The sequence below is a fragment of the Novosphingobium guangzhouense genome (assembly GCF_002896965.1).
In the GTDB taxonomy this organism is placed as follows: domain Bacteria; phylum Pseudomonadota; class Alphaproteobacteria; order Sphingomonadales; family Sphingomonadaceae; genus Novosphingobium; species Novosphingobium guangzhouense.
Window position 1 is genome coordinate 43,432 of sequence record NZ_LYMM01000042.1, and the last position, 16,161, is coordinate 59,592.

The following is a 16,161-nucleotide window of genomic DNA, read 5'->3' on the forward strand; positions in this document are numbered from 1 at the left end:
CACAGGTGCCAGACGGCGCGGATGGGGGCAAGGGTCGGCGATCTTGCCCAAACCGCATGCCACGGGCAGAACGCGAGGCATGAGTGCCGACTGGACCAGCGCGATCGACCGCGCCCGCGCCCACGCGCCGTTCCTTGCGAACGCGCTCGACCGCCTGCCCGCTGTGACGGAACTGCTCACGGCCGGGGACGGCAAGGGCGCGCTGGCGCTTGCCTGCAAGGCCGGGGAAGGCGTCCATGACACTGCCTCTGCCCTGCGCCGCGAAAAGCAGGCGCTCGCCCTTGCCCTCGCCATCGGCGACCTTGCGGGTGCATTCCCGTTGCTGGAGGTAACCGGCGCGCTCTCTTCCTTTGCCGACCGCGCGCTCGATGCGGCCATTCTCGCCGGAATCCGCCGCCGCGTGCCGGACTATGACCCGGCACAGCCCAGAGGCTTCTTCGCCCTCGCCCTTGGCAAGCATGGCGCCGGAGAGCTGAACTACAGTTCCGACATCGACCCGATCCTGCTGTTCGACCCTGCCCTGCTTCCCCGCCGGGAACGCGACGAACCCGGAGAAGCCGCGCAGCGCGTCGCCCGCGCCGTGGTCGAAATCCTCTCGCGCATGGACCACGAAGGCTACGTCTTCCGCGTAGACCTGCGCCTTCGTCCGGCGTCCGAGGTCAGCCCGCTGGCGATCCCGGTGGCGGGCGCGCTGAGCCACTACGAATCCTCCGCCCTGACCTGGGAGCGCGCGGCCTTCATCCGCGCCCGCTCCTGCGCCGGGGATATCGCGGCGGGCGAAGCGTTCCTTGCCGCGATCCGGCCCTTCGTCTGGCGCCGCAGCCTCGATTTCGGGGCAATTGCAGAGATCGGTCGCCTGACCGCACAGATCCGCGCCAGCACGCGCGGCAGCCCGCAAGTCGGCCCCGGCTTCGACCTCAAGAAGGGGCGCGGCGGCATCCGCGAGATCGAATTCTACGCGCAGACGCATCAGCTGATCCACGGCGGCCGCCACCCAGGCCTGCGCCTGCGCGGCACCCGCGCCACGCTTGACGCGCTGGCCGATGCGGGGCTGGTCCCGGCCGGTGAAGCGCGCCTGCTGGGCGACCACTACGATCGCCTGCGCACGATAGAGCATCGCCTGCAGATGCAGCACGACCAGCAAACGCACAGTCTGCCCAGGACCGCAGAAGGCATCGAGGCGGTGGCCCGGCTGGACGGCATGGCAAGCGGACAGGCCCTGCTCGACGAGTTGACCTCCATCACCGAGGCGGTCGGCGAACGCTACGACACGCTGATCATGGCCAATACCCCGACCGGGGCGGTCGCGGTGCCGGAGCAGGCAACCATGCCGGAAGATCTGGAAGCGCTGGGCTTTGCCGATCCCGCCGCCGTCGCACAGCGCATCGAAGGCTGGCTGGGCGGCAAGGTACGCGCGCTGCGTTCGGAAGCGGCGCGCACCGCCTTCGCGGCGATCGGCCCCGACCTGCTCGCCGCGCTGGCCGCCGCGCCGGAACCCGACCGGGCGCTGGCCCGGTGGGAGGAATTGCTGGGCAACCTGCCCAGCGCGATCAACCTGTTCAATCTGCTGCAGGCCCGCCCCGCGCTGATCGAGATGCTGGCCCGCATCCTTGGCCTTGCCCCGCCGCTGGCCGATGCCCTGGCCCGGCGCGCGGACCTGCTGGACCCGCTGATCGATGCCAGCGCCTTCGACCTGCCGGGCAGCGTTGTCGAACTGGTTGGGGAACTCAGCCGGTTCGAGGCCGGCGACGATTACGAGCGCAAGCTGGACGCCGTGCGCCGCAAGGTGGGCGAAATGCGCTTCAAGCTGGGCGTGCAACTGATCGAGGGCGTCAATGATCCGATCGCGGTAGGACACGCCCTCGCCCGCATTGCCGAGGCCGCGCTGGTGGTGCTGACCGACGCTGCAGTGGAGGAGTTTCGCACCGCGCACGGACGGGTCGCGGACGGCGAAATGCTGATCCTGGGGCTTGGCCGGATGGGCGGCGGAGTATTGACCCATGCCTCCGATCTTGACCTTGTATACTTGTTCAGCGGCGATTTCCGGCGCGAATCCGACGGCCGCCGCCCATTGGGCGCGACGCATTACTACAACCGCCTGTCGCAACGCGCGATCTCGGCGCTTTCGGTGGCGACCGCGCAGGGCGCGCTGTTCGAAGTGGATACCCGCCTGCGCCCCTCGGGCGAACAGGGACCGCCCGCCGCCAGCCTCGAAAGCTTCGAGACGTACCAGCGCGAACAGGCATGGACGTGGGAGCACATGGCCCTGTGCCGCGCCCGTCCGCTCTACGGTTCGGGCGCGGGACGCGATGCTCTGGCCGGGATCGTCCATGCCGTGCTCACCGCCCCGCGCGATGTGGCGAAGCTGCGCGCCGACGTGCTGGAAATGCGAGAGAAAATGGCCCGCCACAAGCCGCGCGGCGGCCCGCTTGACGTCAAGCTGATGCGCGGCGGGCTGGTCGATCTGGAATTCATCGTCCACTTCATCCAGCTGCGCGAATGCGGGCCGGGCCTGCTGCCGGACCTGGGCGATGCGGTACGAGCGCTGGCCGCCGACGGACTTGTCGACCCGGCGCTGATCGAGGCGCATGACGCGCTGACCCGGCTGCTCGTCGCCGGCCGGCTGCTGGCGCCGGATTCGCAGACGCCCGGCCCCGCAGCACGCTTGGCACTCGTGCGCGCATGCGGCTATGGGGACTGGGAAGCGCTCGAAACGGGCCTCGCAACGGCGCGCCGTCACATCGCGGACGCCTGGCGCGCGGCCTTCGACGAAACCCTGGAGACTGACGCATGACCCGCCCCCACATCGGCGACCCGTTCCCCGACATCGCCCTGGAGACGCCCGATGGCGGCAGCGTGAAGGCATCGGACTTTGCCGGGCGCAAGCTGGTGGTGTTCTTCTACCCCAAGGATTCGACGCCCGGCTGCACCACCGAAAACATCGACTTTTCAGCACTGAAAGGTGAATTCGAGGCGGCCGATACCGCGCTGCTCGGCGTCAGCAAGGACTCCGCGAAGAAGCACCAGAACTTCATCGCCAAGCATGACCTGAAAGCCCCGCTCGCCACCGACGCGGAGGAAAACGGGCTGTCCGACGCGCTTGGTATCTGGACCGAAAAGCAGAACTACGGCCGCACTTACATGGGCATGGTGCGCACCACCTACCTGATCGGCCCGGACGGCAAAATCGCGCAAGTGTGGGACAAGGTAAAGGTCAAGGACCACGCCGCCAAAGTGCTGGAAGCCGCCCGGGCCCTGTGACGAAAGGGCCCTGTGACGAAAGCGCCTTGATGCAACCCACGATTGCCGCCGCGATCCGGGGCGCGCTCATGGAGCGCGACGTCCGAACCAAGGTGATGACGACACGCAAGGTCGCGCGCGACTGGCAGCGGGGCAAGCTTGCGTTCGCCTTCGATGTGGAAATGCCGGAAACGCCCGGCCGGCCGGATGCGCCCGAACTGCTGATGCCCGGCCGGATGCCCAAGCGCCGCAAGGGCGGATCGGAGCGCGGCCGCATCGCCCTGTGGCACGCGCTGGCGCATATCGAATTCGTCGCCATCGATCTTGCGCTCGACATGGCGGGGCGCTTCGGCGCTGCGATGGGCCGACAATTCGTGTCGGACTTCCTCAAGGTCGCGGCGGACGAGGCGATGCATTTTGCATTGCTGGACAGACACCTGCGCACATCCGGAAGCCATTACGGCGCGCTTCCCGCCCATGACGGGTTGTGGAGCGCCGCCCATGAAACCCGGCATGACGTGGCTGCCCGTCTGGCCGTCGTGCCGATGGTGCTGGAGGCGCGCGGGCTCGACGTCACACCGATGACGATCGACCGTGTGCGCGCTGCCGGCGACGAGCGCGGTGCGCAAATCCTGGAACGCATCCTTGACGACGAAATCGCGCATGTTCGATTCGGCGCAAATCATTTCGCCGACTGCGCCGAACGGATGGGCGAGCAGGCCGGCGAACTGTGGAAATCCTTGGTTTCCCGCTACTTTCACGGTCAGGTAAAACCACCGTTCAACGACTCGGCGCGCCTTGCTGCCGGTTTGTCGCGCGATCTGTATACAGCGCTTGCCTGAACGGATTCTGACGGCATAACCCAAATTCGCGAGACGGCGGGGGGTTCCGACCATCTCCATACTCCTTGGCGCGTCCGGTTCGGGTGCGCTCAAAATAACGTCGCGTCCTTTGGTCGACGGCGGATAAGCAAGGTATTGCGAGTGGTCGTAACGAAGTTTTTCGCCAAGTTCCGCGCAGTGACCGGCGTCGTCGTCGCAGCGGGACTTTCCATTGCAGCCCATCCTGCAATGGCCAACAGCAGTGCTGCGGCAGCGGATATTTCCGCTACCCTGCGCACCAGCCAGTCCGCGAACCAGTCGGTCACCGGCGGTGAAGACGAACAGTTCAGCCAGCTGTTCAGCTCGTGGCAGAACTTCGAGGAAACCGGCCTTGCCGCGGCCAAGCCCAAGGCTGTCGTCGGCGGCATCGCCTCGGTTTCGATCCCTTCGCGCAACCCGCTTGCCCAGGAACGCATGACCAGCAGCTTCGGCATGCGTGACCATCCCATTCTCGGCGGCCGCCGCGCTCACAAGGGCGTCGACCTTGCCGCCCCCACCGGCACCCCGGTCTACGCGACGGCAGACGGCAAGGTCAGCCGCGCTTCGTGGTTCAGCGGCTACGGCCTGTTCGTCTCGCTGGAGCACGGCGGCGACATGCAGACCCGCTATGGCCACATGTCGCGCCTCAACGTCGCTGACGGCCAGATCGTCCACAAGGGCGACATCATCGGTTACGTCGGCTCCACCGGCAACTCGACCGGGCCGCACCTCCACTACGAAGTGCGCGTCGACGGCGAAGCCGTGAACCCGATCCCCTACATGCAGCAGCCGAGCCTCGCTTCGGCCAAGTAAGCAGACGATTTTCCCGTTTGAGAGGAGGAAGAGGCGGCTCGCAAGGCCGCCTTTTCTTTTGCCTGCATTCCGCTTCCTCCCCCCTCGTGGCCTGCCATGAAAACGCCAAAAAAAAAGGGCGGCCCGTCACGAGGGTGGGCCGCCCCTTGAAGTTGGGGAGAAGCGGTTACCGCACCGGGGGTTCCGCCAGGAGCGGAAGGGGTGGTGCGGTGGACCGGCAAAGCTGTCTTCGCACTTGCGGCAGTGCCTCACATTGATCGCGGACAATTCAGGCAAATCGGCTGAATTTCTTCACTGCAGCGCCGTTCTTCATCGGGCAATGAACACATTCCGCTTCCGGCCCACCCCGATCCTGCGCGAGCGCCGGCGCAGGCGCTGCACCCGCTTTGCGCTCACCGATTCGCTCGGCCGCAGGATTCCCGTGATCGTGCGTGACATATCCTCACGCGGGCTGAGCGCGGCGGCCAGCGGTCAGGCGCCGCGCATCAACGAAGTGGTGCGCGCCACGCTTGACGACGGCCGCGAAGTGTGGGGGCTGGTCCGCTGGCGCGACGGCAACCTGTTCGGCGTCGAGTTCGACACCCGGACCTGAATTCAGACCGCCGAACTGAACCGCCGCAGCGAATCCTTGCGATAAGGATCGAACCGCGCCGCGATGGAGCGCGCATAGGGCAGGCCGCCGGGGTTGATGACCAGATCTGCGCCGTCCATCTCGCACAGCCCTGCATCAAGGTAGGGGCGCAGCAGCGGTCCAGCTTCACGCCAAAGGTCCGACGCGATGGTTGCCCGGCCCCGGCATAGCAGCGCCTCGATCACCGCACCGCGCCGCTGGTCGTCGGCACTGCGCACGATACCGCGCGTCGCGGTCAGGCGATCCTGCGACAGCATCATGCGATAGCGCCCGGTGTTCTTCTCGTTCTGCACGAGGAGGTCCGGGAAACCGCCGATGGCCGACGCCCCCAGGCCCAGCAGGACCGGAGCTTGATCTTCCGTAAAGCCCTGGAAGTTGCGCCTCAGGTGCCCGGTCAGCGTCGCCTGCGCCAGCGCGTCGCCCGGCAGCGCGAAATGATCGAAGCCCACCGCGACATAGCCCTTGTCGAGCAGATAGGCGTATCCGAACGCAGCCATGGCGAAGCGCGCGGCGGCATCCGGAAGGTCACTTGCATCGATCTTGCGCTGGCGGGGGATCAGGTGCGGGACATGGGCATAGCCGAACAGCGCGATGCGGTCCGCGCCCATCGCGACGGTCTGCTCCAGCGAGCTTTCGAGATGCGCCATGGTCTGCCCCGGCAGCCCGTACATCAGGTCGAAGTTCACGGACCTGACGCCTGCGCCGCGCAGCATGGCCATCGAATTCTCGATCATCCGGGTCGGCTGGATGCGGCCGATCGCCTGCTGCAACTGCGGGGCGAACGTCTGCACGCCAAGGCTGGCCCGCTCGATCCCGACAGAGGCCAGCACCGCGGCCCACTCCGGCCCCAGCGTGCGCGGATCGAGTTCGATGGAGGTTACGGGCCGAGACGTGTCGAACTGCAGCGTCAGCGCATCCACCAGCCGCACGAAGTCGATCGGCGAGATGCCGTTGGGACTGCCGCCGCCGAAGGCCACGCGCGTCACCTGCGCACTCAGCGGCAGGCGTTCGGCAACCAGCACGATCTCGCGGTGAAGCGCGTCGAGGTAGCTGGCTACCCTGTCTCGCCGGTTGGCGACGCTGGTGTTGCAGCCGCAATACCAGCAGATCTTCTCGCAGAACGGGATATGGACGTAGAGCGACACCTCGCCCCCGGTCCGTTCCAGTGCGGCTTCGTAGTCGTCCGCGCCTATGCCCTCGCCAAACTCCGCAGCGGTGGGGAAGCTGGTGTAGCGCGGTACGGGAATCGCGAGAAGGTCGGGGTGATAGGTCCACATGCCCGCAGCTTCCCCCGATCCGTGCCCACCGTCATTGCGATCGATCAAGGCGCGCGGGGGAAACGCTTGCGCTTGGAATCGGTGTGGCAGCCCTTGGCGCAGCACGGCCCCTGCGACGGCCCCGGAGGCTGTCCAGGCGGTGCATCGCGCGTGGGCAAGGGCACGGTCACCGCGCCGCCCCCGCACAGGGGCACGGCGACACTGCGCGCCTCTGCAGACAGGGGGCCGACCATCGCCGGCACCAGAGCGAGGGCGCCGAACACGGCCAGCAGGCGGCGCGGCGTCACAGCGGGTCCTCGTCGATCAGGATGCGGTTGGCAGCGCCGTCCATGTCCTCGTACTGGCCCGAGCGCATCGTCCAGAAGAACGTGCCCAGCCCGAACAGGCCCATCGCCAGCGACAGCGGGATCATGAAACCAAGGATCGTCATTTCCCGTCCTTCCCGCCATCAGCCCCGGCCGCGCGCGCAAGGCGCAGCGAATTGCCCACCACCAGCAACGAACTGCCCGACATCGCCAGCGCCGCCACCAGCGGGGTCACGTGACCCATGATCGCCAGTGGAACGGCCAGCACGTTGTACAGGACTGCCATCGTGAAATTCTGACGTACCACACGCATGGTCGCCCGCGCCACCTTCACGGCGATGGCAACGGGCATCAGCCGCTCTCCCACGAAGACCGCATCGGCGGCCTGCTGCGACACGTCGCTGGCGCCGCCGGGGGCAAGGCTGACATGCGCGCCTGCAAGCGCGGGGCCATCGTTCAGACCATCGCCCACCATCAACACCTTATGCCCGATGGCGGCGCGGCGTTCGAGCAGCGCCAGCTTGTCTCCCGGCCGCATCGCGGCAGTGGCGAAAAGGCCCAGCTGCCGGGCCACCCCGGCGACCGCCTCCGCTCGATCACCCGATGCGATGGCAGCAGGCAGCCCCTGCCCTTTGAGCGCCGCCAGCGTTTCGGCCACATCGGGCCGCAGGCTGTCGGCAAAGGCGATACGCGTGCGGGTGCCGTCAACAAGAAGGTCCACCGCAAGGTCGACCGCCAGCGTGTCCGCCCTGCCGCCAGCATGAACGTCCGGGCGCAGCAGGGCGACTTCGGCCCCGTCGCAGCGCCCGACCATGCCAGAGCCCGCCGCCTCTCGTACCAGTTCGACGGTGGCGGGCTCCACGCCTTCGGCGCGCAGCGCATGGGCAAGGCCCCGGCTGAGCGGATGACGGCTTGCCTGCGCCAGTCCCAGCGCGATGGCGCGGCTGCGCGGGCCAAGCATGGCAAGGGTGATGGGGCGCGGTTCGCCCACCGTCAGCGTGCCGGTCTTGTCGAGCAGCACTTCGTCCGCCTCGGCCAGCCTTTCCAGCGCGGAGCCATCCTTGATCAGCAGCCCACGGCGCATCAGCGCGCCCGCCGCAACCACTTGCGCCGCCGGAACCGCCAGCCCCAGCGCGCAGGGGCAGGTGATGATCAATACGGCCGTGGCGATCGTCAGCGCCTTGTAGACCCCCGCCCCCGCCAGCATCCAGCCGCAGAAGCTGAGGAACGCCAGCGTATGGACGGCGGGTGCATAGAGCCGGGCCGCGCGATCGGCCACGCGCACGTAGCGCGAGCGCGACTGGCCCGCCTCGTCCATCAGCCGCGCGATGTCGGCGATGGCGGTGTCCTGCGCGGCGGCAGTCACGCGCACCCGCACCGGGTTGCCAAGGTTGATGGTGCCGGCATGGACAAGGTCGCCCGCTGCGGCGGGGCGCGGATCGCTTTCGCCGGTCAGCATCGAGGTATCGATGGTGGTGCGCCCGTCGACGACTTCGCCGTCCGCCGCCAGCGATTCGCCCGCGGCGACCAGCATCGTCATGCCGGGGCGCAGCTTGTCCGCCTCGACGTAGCGGGTGGCACCGCCTTCGCCGACGACTTGCGCGCCCCGGCCCATGCGACCCAGCAGCGCGGCGATGCCCGAACGCGCCCGCCCCCGCATCATCGCATCCAGCGTGCGGCCCGCCAGCAGGAAGAACAACAGCATCACCGCGCCGTCGAAATAGGCGTGTTCACCGCCGGTCAGTGTCTCGTAAAGGCTCATGCCCGTCGCCAGGATCACGCCGATGGAGATCGGCACGTCCATGTTGGTGCGCCGGTACTTCAGCGCCATCCACGCCGAGGCGAAGAACGGACGCCCCGAATAGAGCACCACCGGGATGCCGATAAGCGCGCTGATCCAGTGGAACATGCCGCGCGTCACCGCATCGGTGCCCGACCATACGGAGACCGAGAACAGCATGATGTTCATCATGCCGAAGCCCGCCACCGCCAGCGCACGGATCAGCCGCTTCGTTTCCGCATCGTCGCGGGCAAGCGGGTTGTCGGCGGCGCGCTCCGCCTCGAAGCCCAGCTTGCGCAGTTCGTCGATCAGCGTGTCTGCATCGAGCGTATCGGCATGGCTGACGGCGACGCGCTTGGCGGAAAGGTTCACCCGCGCGGCCGCCACGCCGGGGACAAGCGCAAGACCGCGCTCGATCTTGCCGATGCACCCGGCGCAGCGGATGCCGGGGACGGTGAAGCGGCTGTCGATGGTCGGCACGGTTTCGGCCGGGGAAGCCTTGGCGGGGACGACGGGTGGCAGCGTGATCGCGTTCATGCCCCGATCTCCCGTTCGGTGCGCCACTGGCGGCCATCCGCCTCGGCATCGAAGCGCAGGGTCCAGCGGCCTGCGGGCAGCGGCCCATCGCTTATCCAGTGCCCGCCTTCATGGCGGAAGGTCAGCGCGGTGTCAGGCAGACGGCCAAGCGGATGGCGGGCCACGGCGGTAAGGCGGGTGTGGACGGCAGGGGCTTCGGCCGGGCCGACCTGCAGGTCCACCATCACGCGCCCACCTGCCCCGCGCCGCGCATCCAGCGTCCAACCCAGCGCCTTCTCCTTCGCGGCCTCGTCCAGCCAGCGATTGAAGTCCTGGCTGGCGACGTAGGAGTTCTCCACCACGATGCCGCCGAAGGTGGTGCTGGCAAGCGTCGCCATCGTCACGTTGACGGCTACCACCACGCCGAACCCGGCGACGAGGATCGCGGTCATGTGTCTGCCATTGAAGGGCCTGCGGGTCTGCACGGTCATTGTGTCGCCTCCTGCGGCGTATCGAAGGTCGTTTCGGATTTCGCTGTCTCGCGCGCGTTGCCTTCGGCCGTGATGCGGAAGGCGAAGTCCTGCCCGGCGGTGGCTGCGGGAGCCACGACGTAGACGCGCAAGGGCTGCGTCGCATCGGCCGGAACCTTGCGGGTCAGCGTGCGCGCGGCGTCGGTGCGGGCGCTGTCGTCGGTCCACATCTTCGCGCCGGACAGCCCCTCGATGGCGATCTCCATGGTGCGCGGGCGGCTTTCCATGTTGCGCAGGCGCAAGGTGTAGGCGTTGCGCACCGAACCGTCGCTCATGAGGATGTACGGCGGATTGCGATCCTTGGCCACCGTCAGCCCGGTGTGGACGCGGGTGCCAAGCGCGAACAGCAGCGCAAGGCCGATCCCCGCCCAGACCACAAGGTAGGCGATCGTGCGTGGCCGCCATATCAGCCGCAGATGGCGCGTGGGCGGCTGTCCGGCCTTCTCGCGCTCTGCATCTTCCAGCGTGGCGTAGTCGATCAGTCCGCGCGGGCGACCGATATCCTTCATCACCCGGTCGCAGGCATCGATGCACAGGGCGCAGGTGATGCAGCCGACCTGCGGACCCTGGCGGATGTCGATGCCGGTCGGGCAGACCGCGACGCACTGGTTGCAGTCGATGCAGTCTCCAAAGGCGCCCGGTGCCTTCTGCGATTTCTTGAGACTGGCGCGCGGTTCGCCGCGAAAGTCCTTATACGTGACGGTCAGCGACTTTTCGTCCGTCATCGCGGTCTGGATGCGCGGCCAGGGGCACATGTAGACGCAGACCTGTTCGCGCATGAAGCCGCCAAGGACGAACGTGGTCGCGGTCAGCGTGGCCACGGTGGCATAAGCGACAGGGTCTGCGGTGCCGTTCCAGAACTGCGCCCACAAGGTCGGCGCATCGGCGAAGTAGTAGATCCATGCGCCCCCGGTGGCGAGGCTGATGGCAAGGTAGATGGCCCACTTGACCAGCCGCCGGACGATCTTGGCCGGCCCCCACGGCGCCTTGTAAAGCCGCATCCGGGCGTTGCGATCGCCGTCGATCAGGCGGTCGACGTGCTGGAACAGGTCGGTCCAGACGGTCTGCGGACAGGCGTAGCCGCACCACGCCCGCCCCACCGCGCTGGTGACGAGAAACAGCCCGATCCCCGCCATGATCAGCAGGCCGGCCACGAAATAGAACTCGTGCGGCCAGATCTCTATGCCGAACATGTAGAAGCGGCGGTGCGCCAGATCGATCAGCACTGCCTGATCCGGGGCATAGGCGCCGCGATCCCAGCGCAGCCAAGGGGTTACCCAGTAGACTGCAAGGCACAGGGCCATGATCGCCCACTTGATGCGACGGAACTTGCCGTCGATGCGGCGATTGAAGACCGGCTCTCGTTTTGCGTAGAGCGACATCTGGGTCATGTCGGGGGGCTTGTTCATGGATCCCGTTCCAGTTCCGCCGTCATCCCCGCATCCACAGGAATGACGGCGCGCTTTCGTCCTCAGGGTTCAGGTTGCGGTTCGGGTTGCGGTGCAGGCGGGGGCGCCTGCTCACCCCCGCCGAGCGAGTGGACATAGGCCGCCAGCATCTTGATCGTCACCGGATCGAGGCGCCCCGCCCATGCGGGCATGACGCCCATGTGCGGCTTGCTGATCTGGGCGACGACATCGTCCTTCGTGCCGCCGTCCAGCCAGATGGCATCGGTCAGGTTCGGCGCGCCGAACTGACGGCTGCCCTTGCCTGCCGGACCGTGGCAAACGGCGCAGTTGTCCGCGAACAGCTTTGCGCCCTCGGCATTGGGCCGCGCCTTGCCGGACAGCGACAGCACGTGCCCGGCCACCGCATCGATCTGCGCCGCCGTCAGCAGACCGTCGGTGCCGAAGCTGGGCATGATCGACTGGCGCGTAGCCTCGTCGCCGGGCTGGCGGATGCCGTGAAGCAGCGTCGTCTCGATCGTCCTGAGGTCGCCGCCCCACAGCCAGTCGTCGTCGTTGAGATTGGGGAAGCCCTTGAACCCGGCCGCGCCCGCGCCGTGGCACTGGACGCAGTTGATCTTGAACGCCGCCGCGCCGCCTGCCACTGCCGCACGCATCAGTTCGGGATGCCTGGGAAGCTCCTCGATCGGCATGTCGGCCAGCGCCGCCACGGTCTTCGCACGGGCAGCGGCGGCCTGTTTCATGTCCTTGTCCAGCTCGCCGCGGCTGGTCCATCCAAGCGTGCCCTGCGTCGCGCTCGAGAGCATCGGCCACGCCGGATAGACCACGCTGTAGCCCAGCGCGAAGACGATGCAGGCATAGAAGGTCCACAGCCACCAGCGCGGCAGCGGGGTGTTGAGCTCCTCGATCCCGTCCCATTCATGGCCGACGGTTTCGGTGTTGGTGGCTTCGTCGAGACGGCCTGCGCCTTTGTGATTCTCAGCCATCGTTCTCGTCCTTGAAGATCATCGTCGCGGCAGCGTCGTTCTTGGCGCGGTGGCCGGGGCGAAAGGGCCAGGCCACCAGCACGACGAACACCACCAGCATCGCCAGCAGGCCCCAGCTGTCGGCCAGATGCCGCAGCATGTCGTAAGTGGAGTGGGTGCTGAGGGAGAAGGTCATCGCCCCTTCTCCTTCGCCAGCTTCTCCTGCGCCGCCGCCGCATTGACGTCGACCATGGTGCCCAGCACCTGCAGGTAGGCGACAAGCGCATCCATCTCGGTCAGGCGCTTGGGATCACCGTCGAAGTCGCGGATCTGCGCCTTCGGATAGCGCGTGGCCAGATCACCGGGATCGGCTTCGGGATCGGCCTGCGCGGTAAGGTCCGCCAGCGCGCTGGTGATATCGCGGTCGGTATAGGGCACGCCCACCCGGCGCAGCGCGGTCAGGTTCGCGGCCGGATCGGCCACCTGCAGATCACGCTCTGCAAGGAAGCCGTATTTCGGCATCACCGATTCCGGGACCACGCTCTGCGGGTTCTTCAGGTGCTGGACGTGCCAGCTGTCCGAATACTTGTTGCCCACGCGCGCAAGGTCGGGTCCGGTGCGCTTGGAGCCCCACTGGAACGGATGGTCGTACATCGATTCCGCGGCAAGGCTGTAGTGGCCGTAGCGCTCCACTTCATCGCGGAAAGGGCGGATCATCTGGCTGTGGCAGACGTAGCACCCCTCACGCACGTAGATGTCGCGGCCCGCCTGTTCCAGCGGGGTATAGGGGCGCACGCCCTTGACTTTCTCGACCGTGTTGTCGATCCAGAACAGCGGCGCGATCTCGACGATGCCGCCGATGGCAACGACGACCAGCGCGCAGATGCCCAGCAGGGTCACGTTCTTTTCAAGCGTCTTGTGGCGTTCGACGATGGTGGTCATGGTTCTTGTCCCTGTTCGTCGGTCAGGCCGGGAGGATCGGGCGGTCGGCGGCGGCATCGTAGGCAGCGTCGCGCAGAGGCTTCTCCTCACGCAGCTTGCCAAGGATCGTCGCCCAGACATTGACCGTCATGATCACCGCACCGGCGAGGTAGAGCGTGCCGCCGAAGGCGCGCAGCGCGTACATCGGGTGAAGCGCCGCCACGCTGTCTGCGAAAGTGTTCACGAGGTAGCCGTCAGCGCCGTATTCGCGCCACATCAGCCCCTGGGTGATCCCCGCCACCCACATGCTGGCGGCGTAGAAGACGATGCCCAGCGTCGCGAGCCAGAAGTGCCAGTTCACCATCCGCAGCGAGTAGAGGCGTTCCCGGCCCCACAGGCGCGGCACGAGGTAGTAGATCGCGCCGAAGGTGATCATCCCGTTCCAGCCCAGCGCGCCGGAGTGGACGTGGCCGATCGTCCAGTCGGTATAGTGCGAGAGCGAGTTGACGCTCTTGATCGACATCATCGGGCCTTCGAACGTGCTCATGCCGTAGAAGGCCAGCGCCATCACCATCATGCGGATGATCGGGTCAGTGCGGACCTTGTCCCAGGCGCCGTTGAGCGTCATCAACCCGTTGATCATGCCGCCCCAGCTGGGCATCCACAGCATGATCGAGAACACCATGCCCAGCGTCTGCGCCCAGTCGGGCAGCGCGGTGTAGTGCAGATGGTGCGGCCCCGCCCAGATGTAGAGGAAGATCAGCGACCAGAAGTGGATGATCGACAGGCGATAGGAATAGACCGGCCGCTCGGCCTGCTTGGGCACGAAGTAGTACATCATCGCCAGGAAGCCGGCGGTCAGGAAGAAGCCCACCGCATTGTGGCCGTACCACCACTGCACCAGCGCCCCCTGCACGCCCGCGAACAGCGGATAGCTCTTGGAGCCAAGCAGGCTGACCGGCAGGTCAAGGTTGTTGACGATGTGCAGCATCGCCACGGTGACGATGAACGCCAGGTAGAACCAGTTGGCGACGTAGATGTGCGGTTCGCTGCGCTTGACGATGGTGCCCACGAAGACCGCAAGATAGGCGACCCACACGATCGTCAGCCACCAGTCGACGTACCATTCGGGCTCGGCGTATTCCTTGCCCTCGCTGATGCCCAAGAGATAGCCGGTGGCCGCCAGCACGATGAACACCTGATAGCCCCAGAATACGAAACGGGCGAGGCCGGGGAAGGCAAGACGCGCGCGGCAGGTGCGCTGGACGACGTAGAAGCTCGTCGCGATCAGGGCATTGCCGCCGAACGCGAAGATCACTGCCGAGGTATGCAGCGGGCGCACGCGGCCGAAGTTCAGGTAAGGCTCTAGGTTCAGCCAGGGCCAGGTCAGCTGCGCGGCGATGAACACGCCTGCAAGGAAGCCCGCCATGCCCCAGAACACCGTGGCGATCATGCCCCAGCGGATGGGGTCGTCGTCATAGCGCCCCTGATCGGGAAAACGCAGCACGCCGCGCGCTATGCCGTCATAGTCGGCACTGCGAAGGGTGAACCACAAGGCCGTGATCGCCGCCAGCGCGACGATGCCCATGTGGATCGCGAAGCCCTGATCGACCGCCAGGGCGGACGCCATCACGGCCAGGAAGAGCACGGCAAGCCAGACGCCTGCCCGCGCAAGGACCGAAACCATAAGCTGACTCTTTTCGAGATGAGTTGCTGATCAGCCTCGGCCTTGGGCGCACCAGGCAGGAGTCGCATTGACGGCGATCAAAAAGGTTCGCGCGGATCGAGCTTCAGCGCCCCCACCCCGGTGTGACAAAATTCGCCCCGACTTGCGCCCGATCAATTCAACCCGGTTGCAAGAGGCGCAAATGGCGGTGGCCGCTCAAGAGGGGGGACATGCATGGTGCAGCCCCGGCGGTCATTCGAAAGACACCGATATGCGCAAGATCACCCTGTTCGCCGTGCTCGCTGCCGCGACCGCCATCTCGACCCCGGCGCTTGCCGGAAGCCCGGAAGGCAAGTTTCAGGTCAAGGTGCTCGCAACAGGGGTGCTGCCGGACGGCGGGATCGACAAGGTCAAGTCGATCAGCACCGGCCTTGGCGAACAGCTTGCCGACATGGGCATCGCCGATGTCGACGCGAAGGCCAACGACAACGTGGTGCCCACGCTGGCGATCGAATACTTCTTCACCAAGAACGTCTCGGTCGAAACGATCTGCTGCTTCACCCAGCACCACGTCAACGGTGCGGCGGACCTTGCGGGCACCCGGCTGGTGGACCACGTGCTGATCCTGCCCGCCACGGTGACCGCCAAGTACCACCTCGACACCGGCAGCCCGATCAAGCCCTATGTCGGCGCCGGCCCCGCGCTGTTCTTCGTGTTCGATGAAAAGCCCGGTGCCACCGCGCAGGCGCTTGGGGTGGACAAGGTGAAGATGTCGAACTCGTTCGGCGTCGCGCTGCAGGGCGGCGTCGACATCGCACTGGGCGAAAGCGGCTACGGCATCTCGCTCGACGCCAAGAAGTATTTCATCAAGCCGACCGCCAGCTTCTACGCCGATGGCGCCAAGGTCCTGGAAACCAAGCACAACCTTGATCCCTGGGTGGTCAGCGCCGGCCTGTCTTACCGCTTCTGAGCGCTCCAGCCTTGACATTTATAACCAAATAGGCTATATGGCCCAGCATCCGGGGTGACGAGGTACACGTCGCCCCGGTGTATCGGGTCGGCGTCGTGGGCCGGGATGCGGTTTCAAAAGCCGTGATCACGCACCCCACGCGTCCGTTCGAAGACCCGAACCGTCCTCTCGGCTTCTGGAAAGGTGGCATCTGCCTGATCCTGCGACATACGGCGGGACATCGGATGTCCTATCCCGGATGACCCATGGCCGCTCAAGACGCGAACCCTGACGTCGGTCAT

The 16,161-nt window shown here is 66.7% G+C and carries 16 protein-coding genes; 6 read left to right on the forward strand and 10 right to left on the reverse strand.

Going from position 1 to position 16,161, the window contains the following annotated elements:
• Positions 1-79 precede the first annotated feature (79 nt).
• The 5 genes from A8V01_RS16185 (at position 80) to A8V01_RS16205 (ending at position 5,505) form a co-directional block, all read left to right on the forward strand.
• Positions 80-2,794, forward strand: a complete 2,715-nt coding sequence (locus A8V01_RS16185) for a bifunctional [glutamine synthetase] adenylyltransferase/[glutamine synthetase]-adenylyl-L-tyrosine phosphorylase (RefSeq protein ID WP_103096846.1) — start codon at positions 80-82, stop codon at positions 2,792-2,794.
• Positions 2,791-3,261: a peroxiredoxin gene (locus tag A8V01_RS16190; protein ID WP_103096850.1), complete on the forward strand. Its 471-nt coding sequence runs from the start codon at positions 2,791-2,793 to the stop codon at positions 3,259-3,261. The genes A8V01_RS16185 and A8V01_RS16190 overlap by 4 nt, the downstream gene beginning before the upstream one ends.
• 29 nt (positions 3,262-3,290) lie before the next feature.
• The gene (locus A8V01_RS16195; RefSeq protein ID WP_103096855.1) at positions 3,291-4,082 is read left to right on the forward strand and encodes a ferritin-like domain-containing protein; all 792 of its coding nucleotides are present in this window, start codon (positions 3,291-3,293) and stop codon (positions 4,080-4,082) included.
• A gap of 141 nt (positions 4,083-4,223) precedes the next feature.
• Complete coding sequence (locus tag A8V01_RS16200) at positions 4,224-4,913, forward strand: M23 family metallopeptidase (protein ID WP_103096857.1); 690 nt, start codon at positions 4,224-4,226, stop codon at positions 4,911-4,913.
• A 319-nt stretch (positions 4,914-5,232) separates the two neighbouring features.
• Positions 5,233-5,505, forward strand: a complete 273-nt coding sequence (locus A8V01_RS16205) for a PilZ domain-containing protein (RefSeq protein ID WP_103096859.1) — start codon at positions 5,233-5,235, stop codon at positions 5,503-5,505.
• A 2-nt stretch (positions 5,506-5,507) separates the two neighbouring features.
• Here the strand turns inward: A8V01_RS16205 and hemN are convergent, their stop codons facing one another.
• The 10 genes from hemN to ccoN form a co-directional block, all read right to left on the reverse strand.
• On the reverse strand, positions 5,508-6,821 hold the full coding sequence (gene hemN, locus A8V01_RS16210) for an oxygen-independent coproporphyrinogen III oxidase (protein ID WP_103096893.1): 1,314 nt from the start codon (positions 6,819-6,821) through the stop codon (positions 5,508-5,510).
• Positions 6,822-6,865: 44 nt separating this feature from the next.
• Positions 6,866-7,108 (reverse strand): hypothetical protein, encoded by a 243-nt coding sequence (locus tag A8V01_RS16215; RefSeq protein WP_245892610.1) that lies wholly within the window; start codon positions 7,106-7,108, stop codon positions 6,866-6,868.
• Positions 7,105-7,251 carry a cbb3-type cytochrome oxidase assembly protein CcoS gene (gene ccoS, locus A8V01_RS16220; protein WP_103096861.1) on the reverse strand — a complete coding sequence of 49 codons (147 nt, stop codon included), beginning with the start codon at positions 7,249-7,251 and terminating at the stop codon, positions 7,105-7,107. The genes A8V01_RS16215 and ccoS overlap by 4 nt, the downstream gene beginning before the upstream one ends.
• Positions 7,248-9,443 (reverse strand): heavy metal translocating P-type ATPase, encoded by a 2,196-nt coding sequence (locus A8V01_RS16225; protein ID WP_103096863.1) that lies wholly within the window; start codon positions 9,441-9,443, stop codon positions 7,248-7,250. The genes ccoS and A8V01_RS16225 overlap by 4 nt, the downstream gene beginning before the upstream one ends.
• Complete coding sequence (locus A8V01_RS16230; protein WP_103096865.1) at positions 9,440-9,913, reverse strand: FixH family protein; 474 nt, start codon at positions 9,911-9,913, stop codon at positions 9,440-9,442. The genes A8V01_RS16225 and A8V01_RS16230 overlap by 4 nt, the downstream gene beginning before the upstream one ends.
• A complete protein-coding gene (gene ccoG / locus A8V01_RS16235) occupies positions 9,910-11,361 on the reverse strand; it encodes a cytochrome c oxidase accessory protein CcoG (RefSeq protein ID WP_103096867.1) in 1,452 nt (483 codons plus the stop codon). Before ccoG ends, A8V01_RS16230 begins: the two co-directional genes overlap by 4 nt.
• A 62-nt stretch (positions 11,362-11,423) precedes the next feature.
• Entirely contained in the window at positions 11,424-12,344 is a 921-nt protein-coding gene (ccoP, locus tag A8V01_RS16240; protein WP_103096869.1) for a cytochrome-c oxidase, cbb3-type subunit III, read from the reverse strand.
• Positions 12,337-12,519: a cbb3-type cytochrome c oxidase subunit 3 gene (locus tag A8V01_RS16245; protein WP_103096871.1), complete on the reverse strand. Its 183-nt coding sequence runs from the start codon at positions 12,517-12,519 to the stop codon at positions 12,337-12,339. Before A8V01_RS16245 ends, ccoP begins: the two co-directional genes overlap by 8 nt.
• Positions 12,516-13,265 (reverse strand): cytochrome-c oxidase, cbb3-type subunit II, encoded by a 750-nt coding sequence (ccoO, locus tag A8V01_RS16250; protein ID WP_103096873.1) that lies wholly within the window; start codon positions 13,263-13,265, stop codon positions 12,516-12,518. The genes A8V01_RS16245 and ccoO overlap by 4 nt, the downstream gene beginning before the upstream one ends.
• Positions 13,266-13,287: 22 nt before the next feature.
• Complete coding sequence (gene ccoN / locus A8V01_RS16255; RefSeq protein WP_103096875.1) at positions 13,288-14,931, reverse strand: cytochrome-c oxidase, cbb3-type subunit I; 1,644 nt, start codon at positions 14,929-14,931, stop codon at positions 13,288-13,290.
• A 250-nt stretch (positions 14,932-15,181) separates the two neighbouring features.
• Here ccoN and A8V01_RS16260 point away from each other — a divergent pair, with 250 nt between their 5' ends.
• Positions 15,182-15,880, forward strand: coding sequence for an OmpW/AlkL family protein (locus tag A8V01_RS16260; RefSeq protein WP_103096877.1), 699 nt, complete (start codon positions 15,182-15,184; stop codon positions 15,878-15,880).
• The last annotated feature ends 281 nt before the right edge of the window (positions 15,881-16,161 follow it).

Coding starts and splice junctions, on each gene's coding strand:
- ccoS (WP_103096861.1), bottom strand. CDS start 7,251: ATGACGATCCTTGGTTTCATGATCCCGCTGTCGCTGGCGATGGGCCTG.
- A8V01_RS16245 (WP_103096871.1), bottom strand. CDS start 12,519: ATGACCTTCTCCCTCAGCACCCACTCCACTTACGACATGCTGCGGCAT.
- ccoG (WP_103096867.1), bottom strand. CDS start 11,361: ATGAACAAGCCCCCCGACATGACCCAGATGTCGCTCTACGCAAAACGA.
- A8V01_RS16260 (WP_103096877.1), top strand. CDS start 15,182: ATGCGCAAGATCACCCTGTTCGCCGTGCTCGCTGCCGCGACCGCCATC.
- A8V01_RS16190 (WP_103096850.1), top strand. CDS start 2,791: ATGACCCGCCCCCACATCGGCGACCCGTTCCCCGACATCGCCCTGGAG.
- ccoN (WP_103096875.1), bottom strand. CDS start 14,931: ATGGTTTCGGTCCTTGCGCGGGCAGGCGTCTGGCTTGCCGTGCTCTTC.
- A8V01_RS16195 (WP_103096855.1), top strand. CDS start 3,291: ATGCAACCCACGATTGCCGCCGCGATCCGGGGCGCGCTCATGGAGCGC.
- A8V01_RS16230 (WP_103096865.1), bottom strand. CDS start 9,913: ATGACCGTGCAGACCCGCAGGCCCTTCAATGGCAGACACATGACCGCG.
- ccoP (WP_103096869.1), bottom strand. CDS start 12,344: ATGGCTGAGAATCACAAAGGCGCAGGCCGTCTCGACGAAGCCACCAAC.
- A8V01_RS16185 (WP_103096846.1), top strand. CDS start 80: ATGAGTGCCGACTGGACCAGCGCGATCGACCGCGCCCGCGCCCACGCG.
- A8V01_RS16205 (WP_103096859.1), top strand. CDS start 5,233: ATGAACACATTCCGCTTCCGGCCCACCCCGATCCTGCGCGAGCGCCGG.
- A8V01_RS16225 (WP_103096863.1), bottom strand. CDS start 9,443: ATGAACGCGATCACGCTGCCACCCGTCGTCCCCGCCAAGGCTTCCCCG.
- hemN (WP_103096893.1), bottom strand. CDS start 6,821: ATGTGGACCTATCACCCCGACCTTCTCGCGATTCCCGTACCGCGCTAC.
- ccoO (WP_103096873.1), bottom strand. CDS start 13,265: ATGACCACCATCGTCGAACGCCACAAGACGCTTGAAAAGAACGTGACC.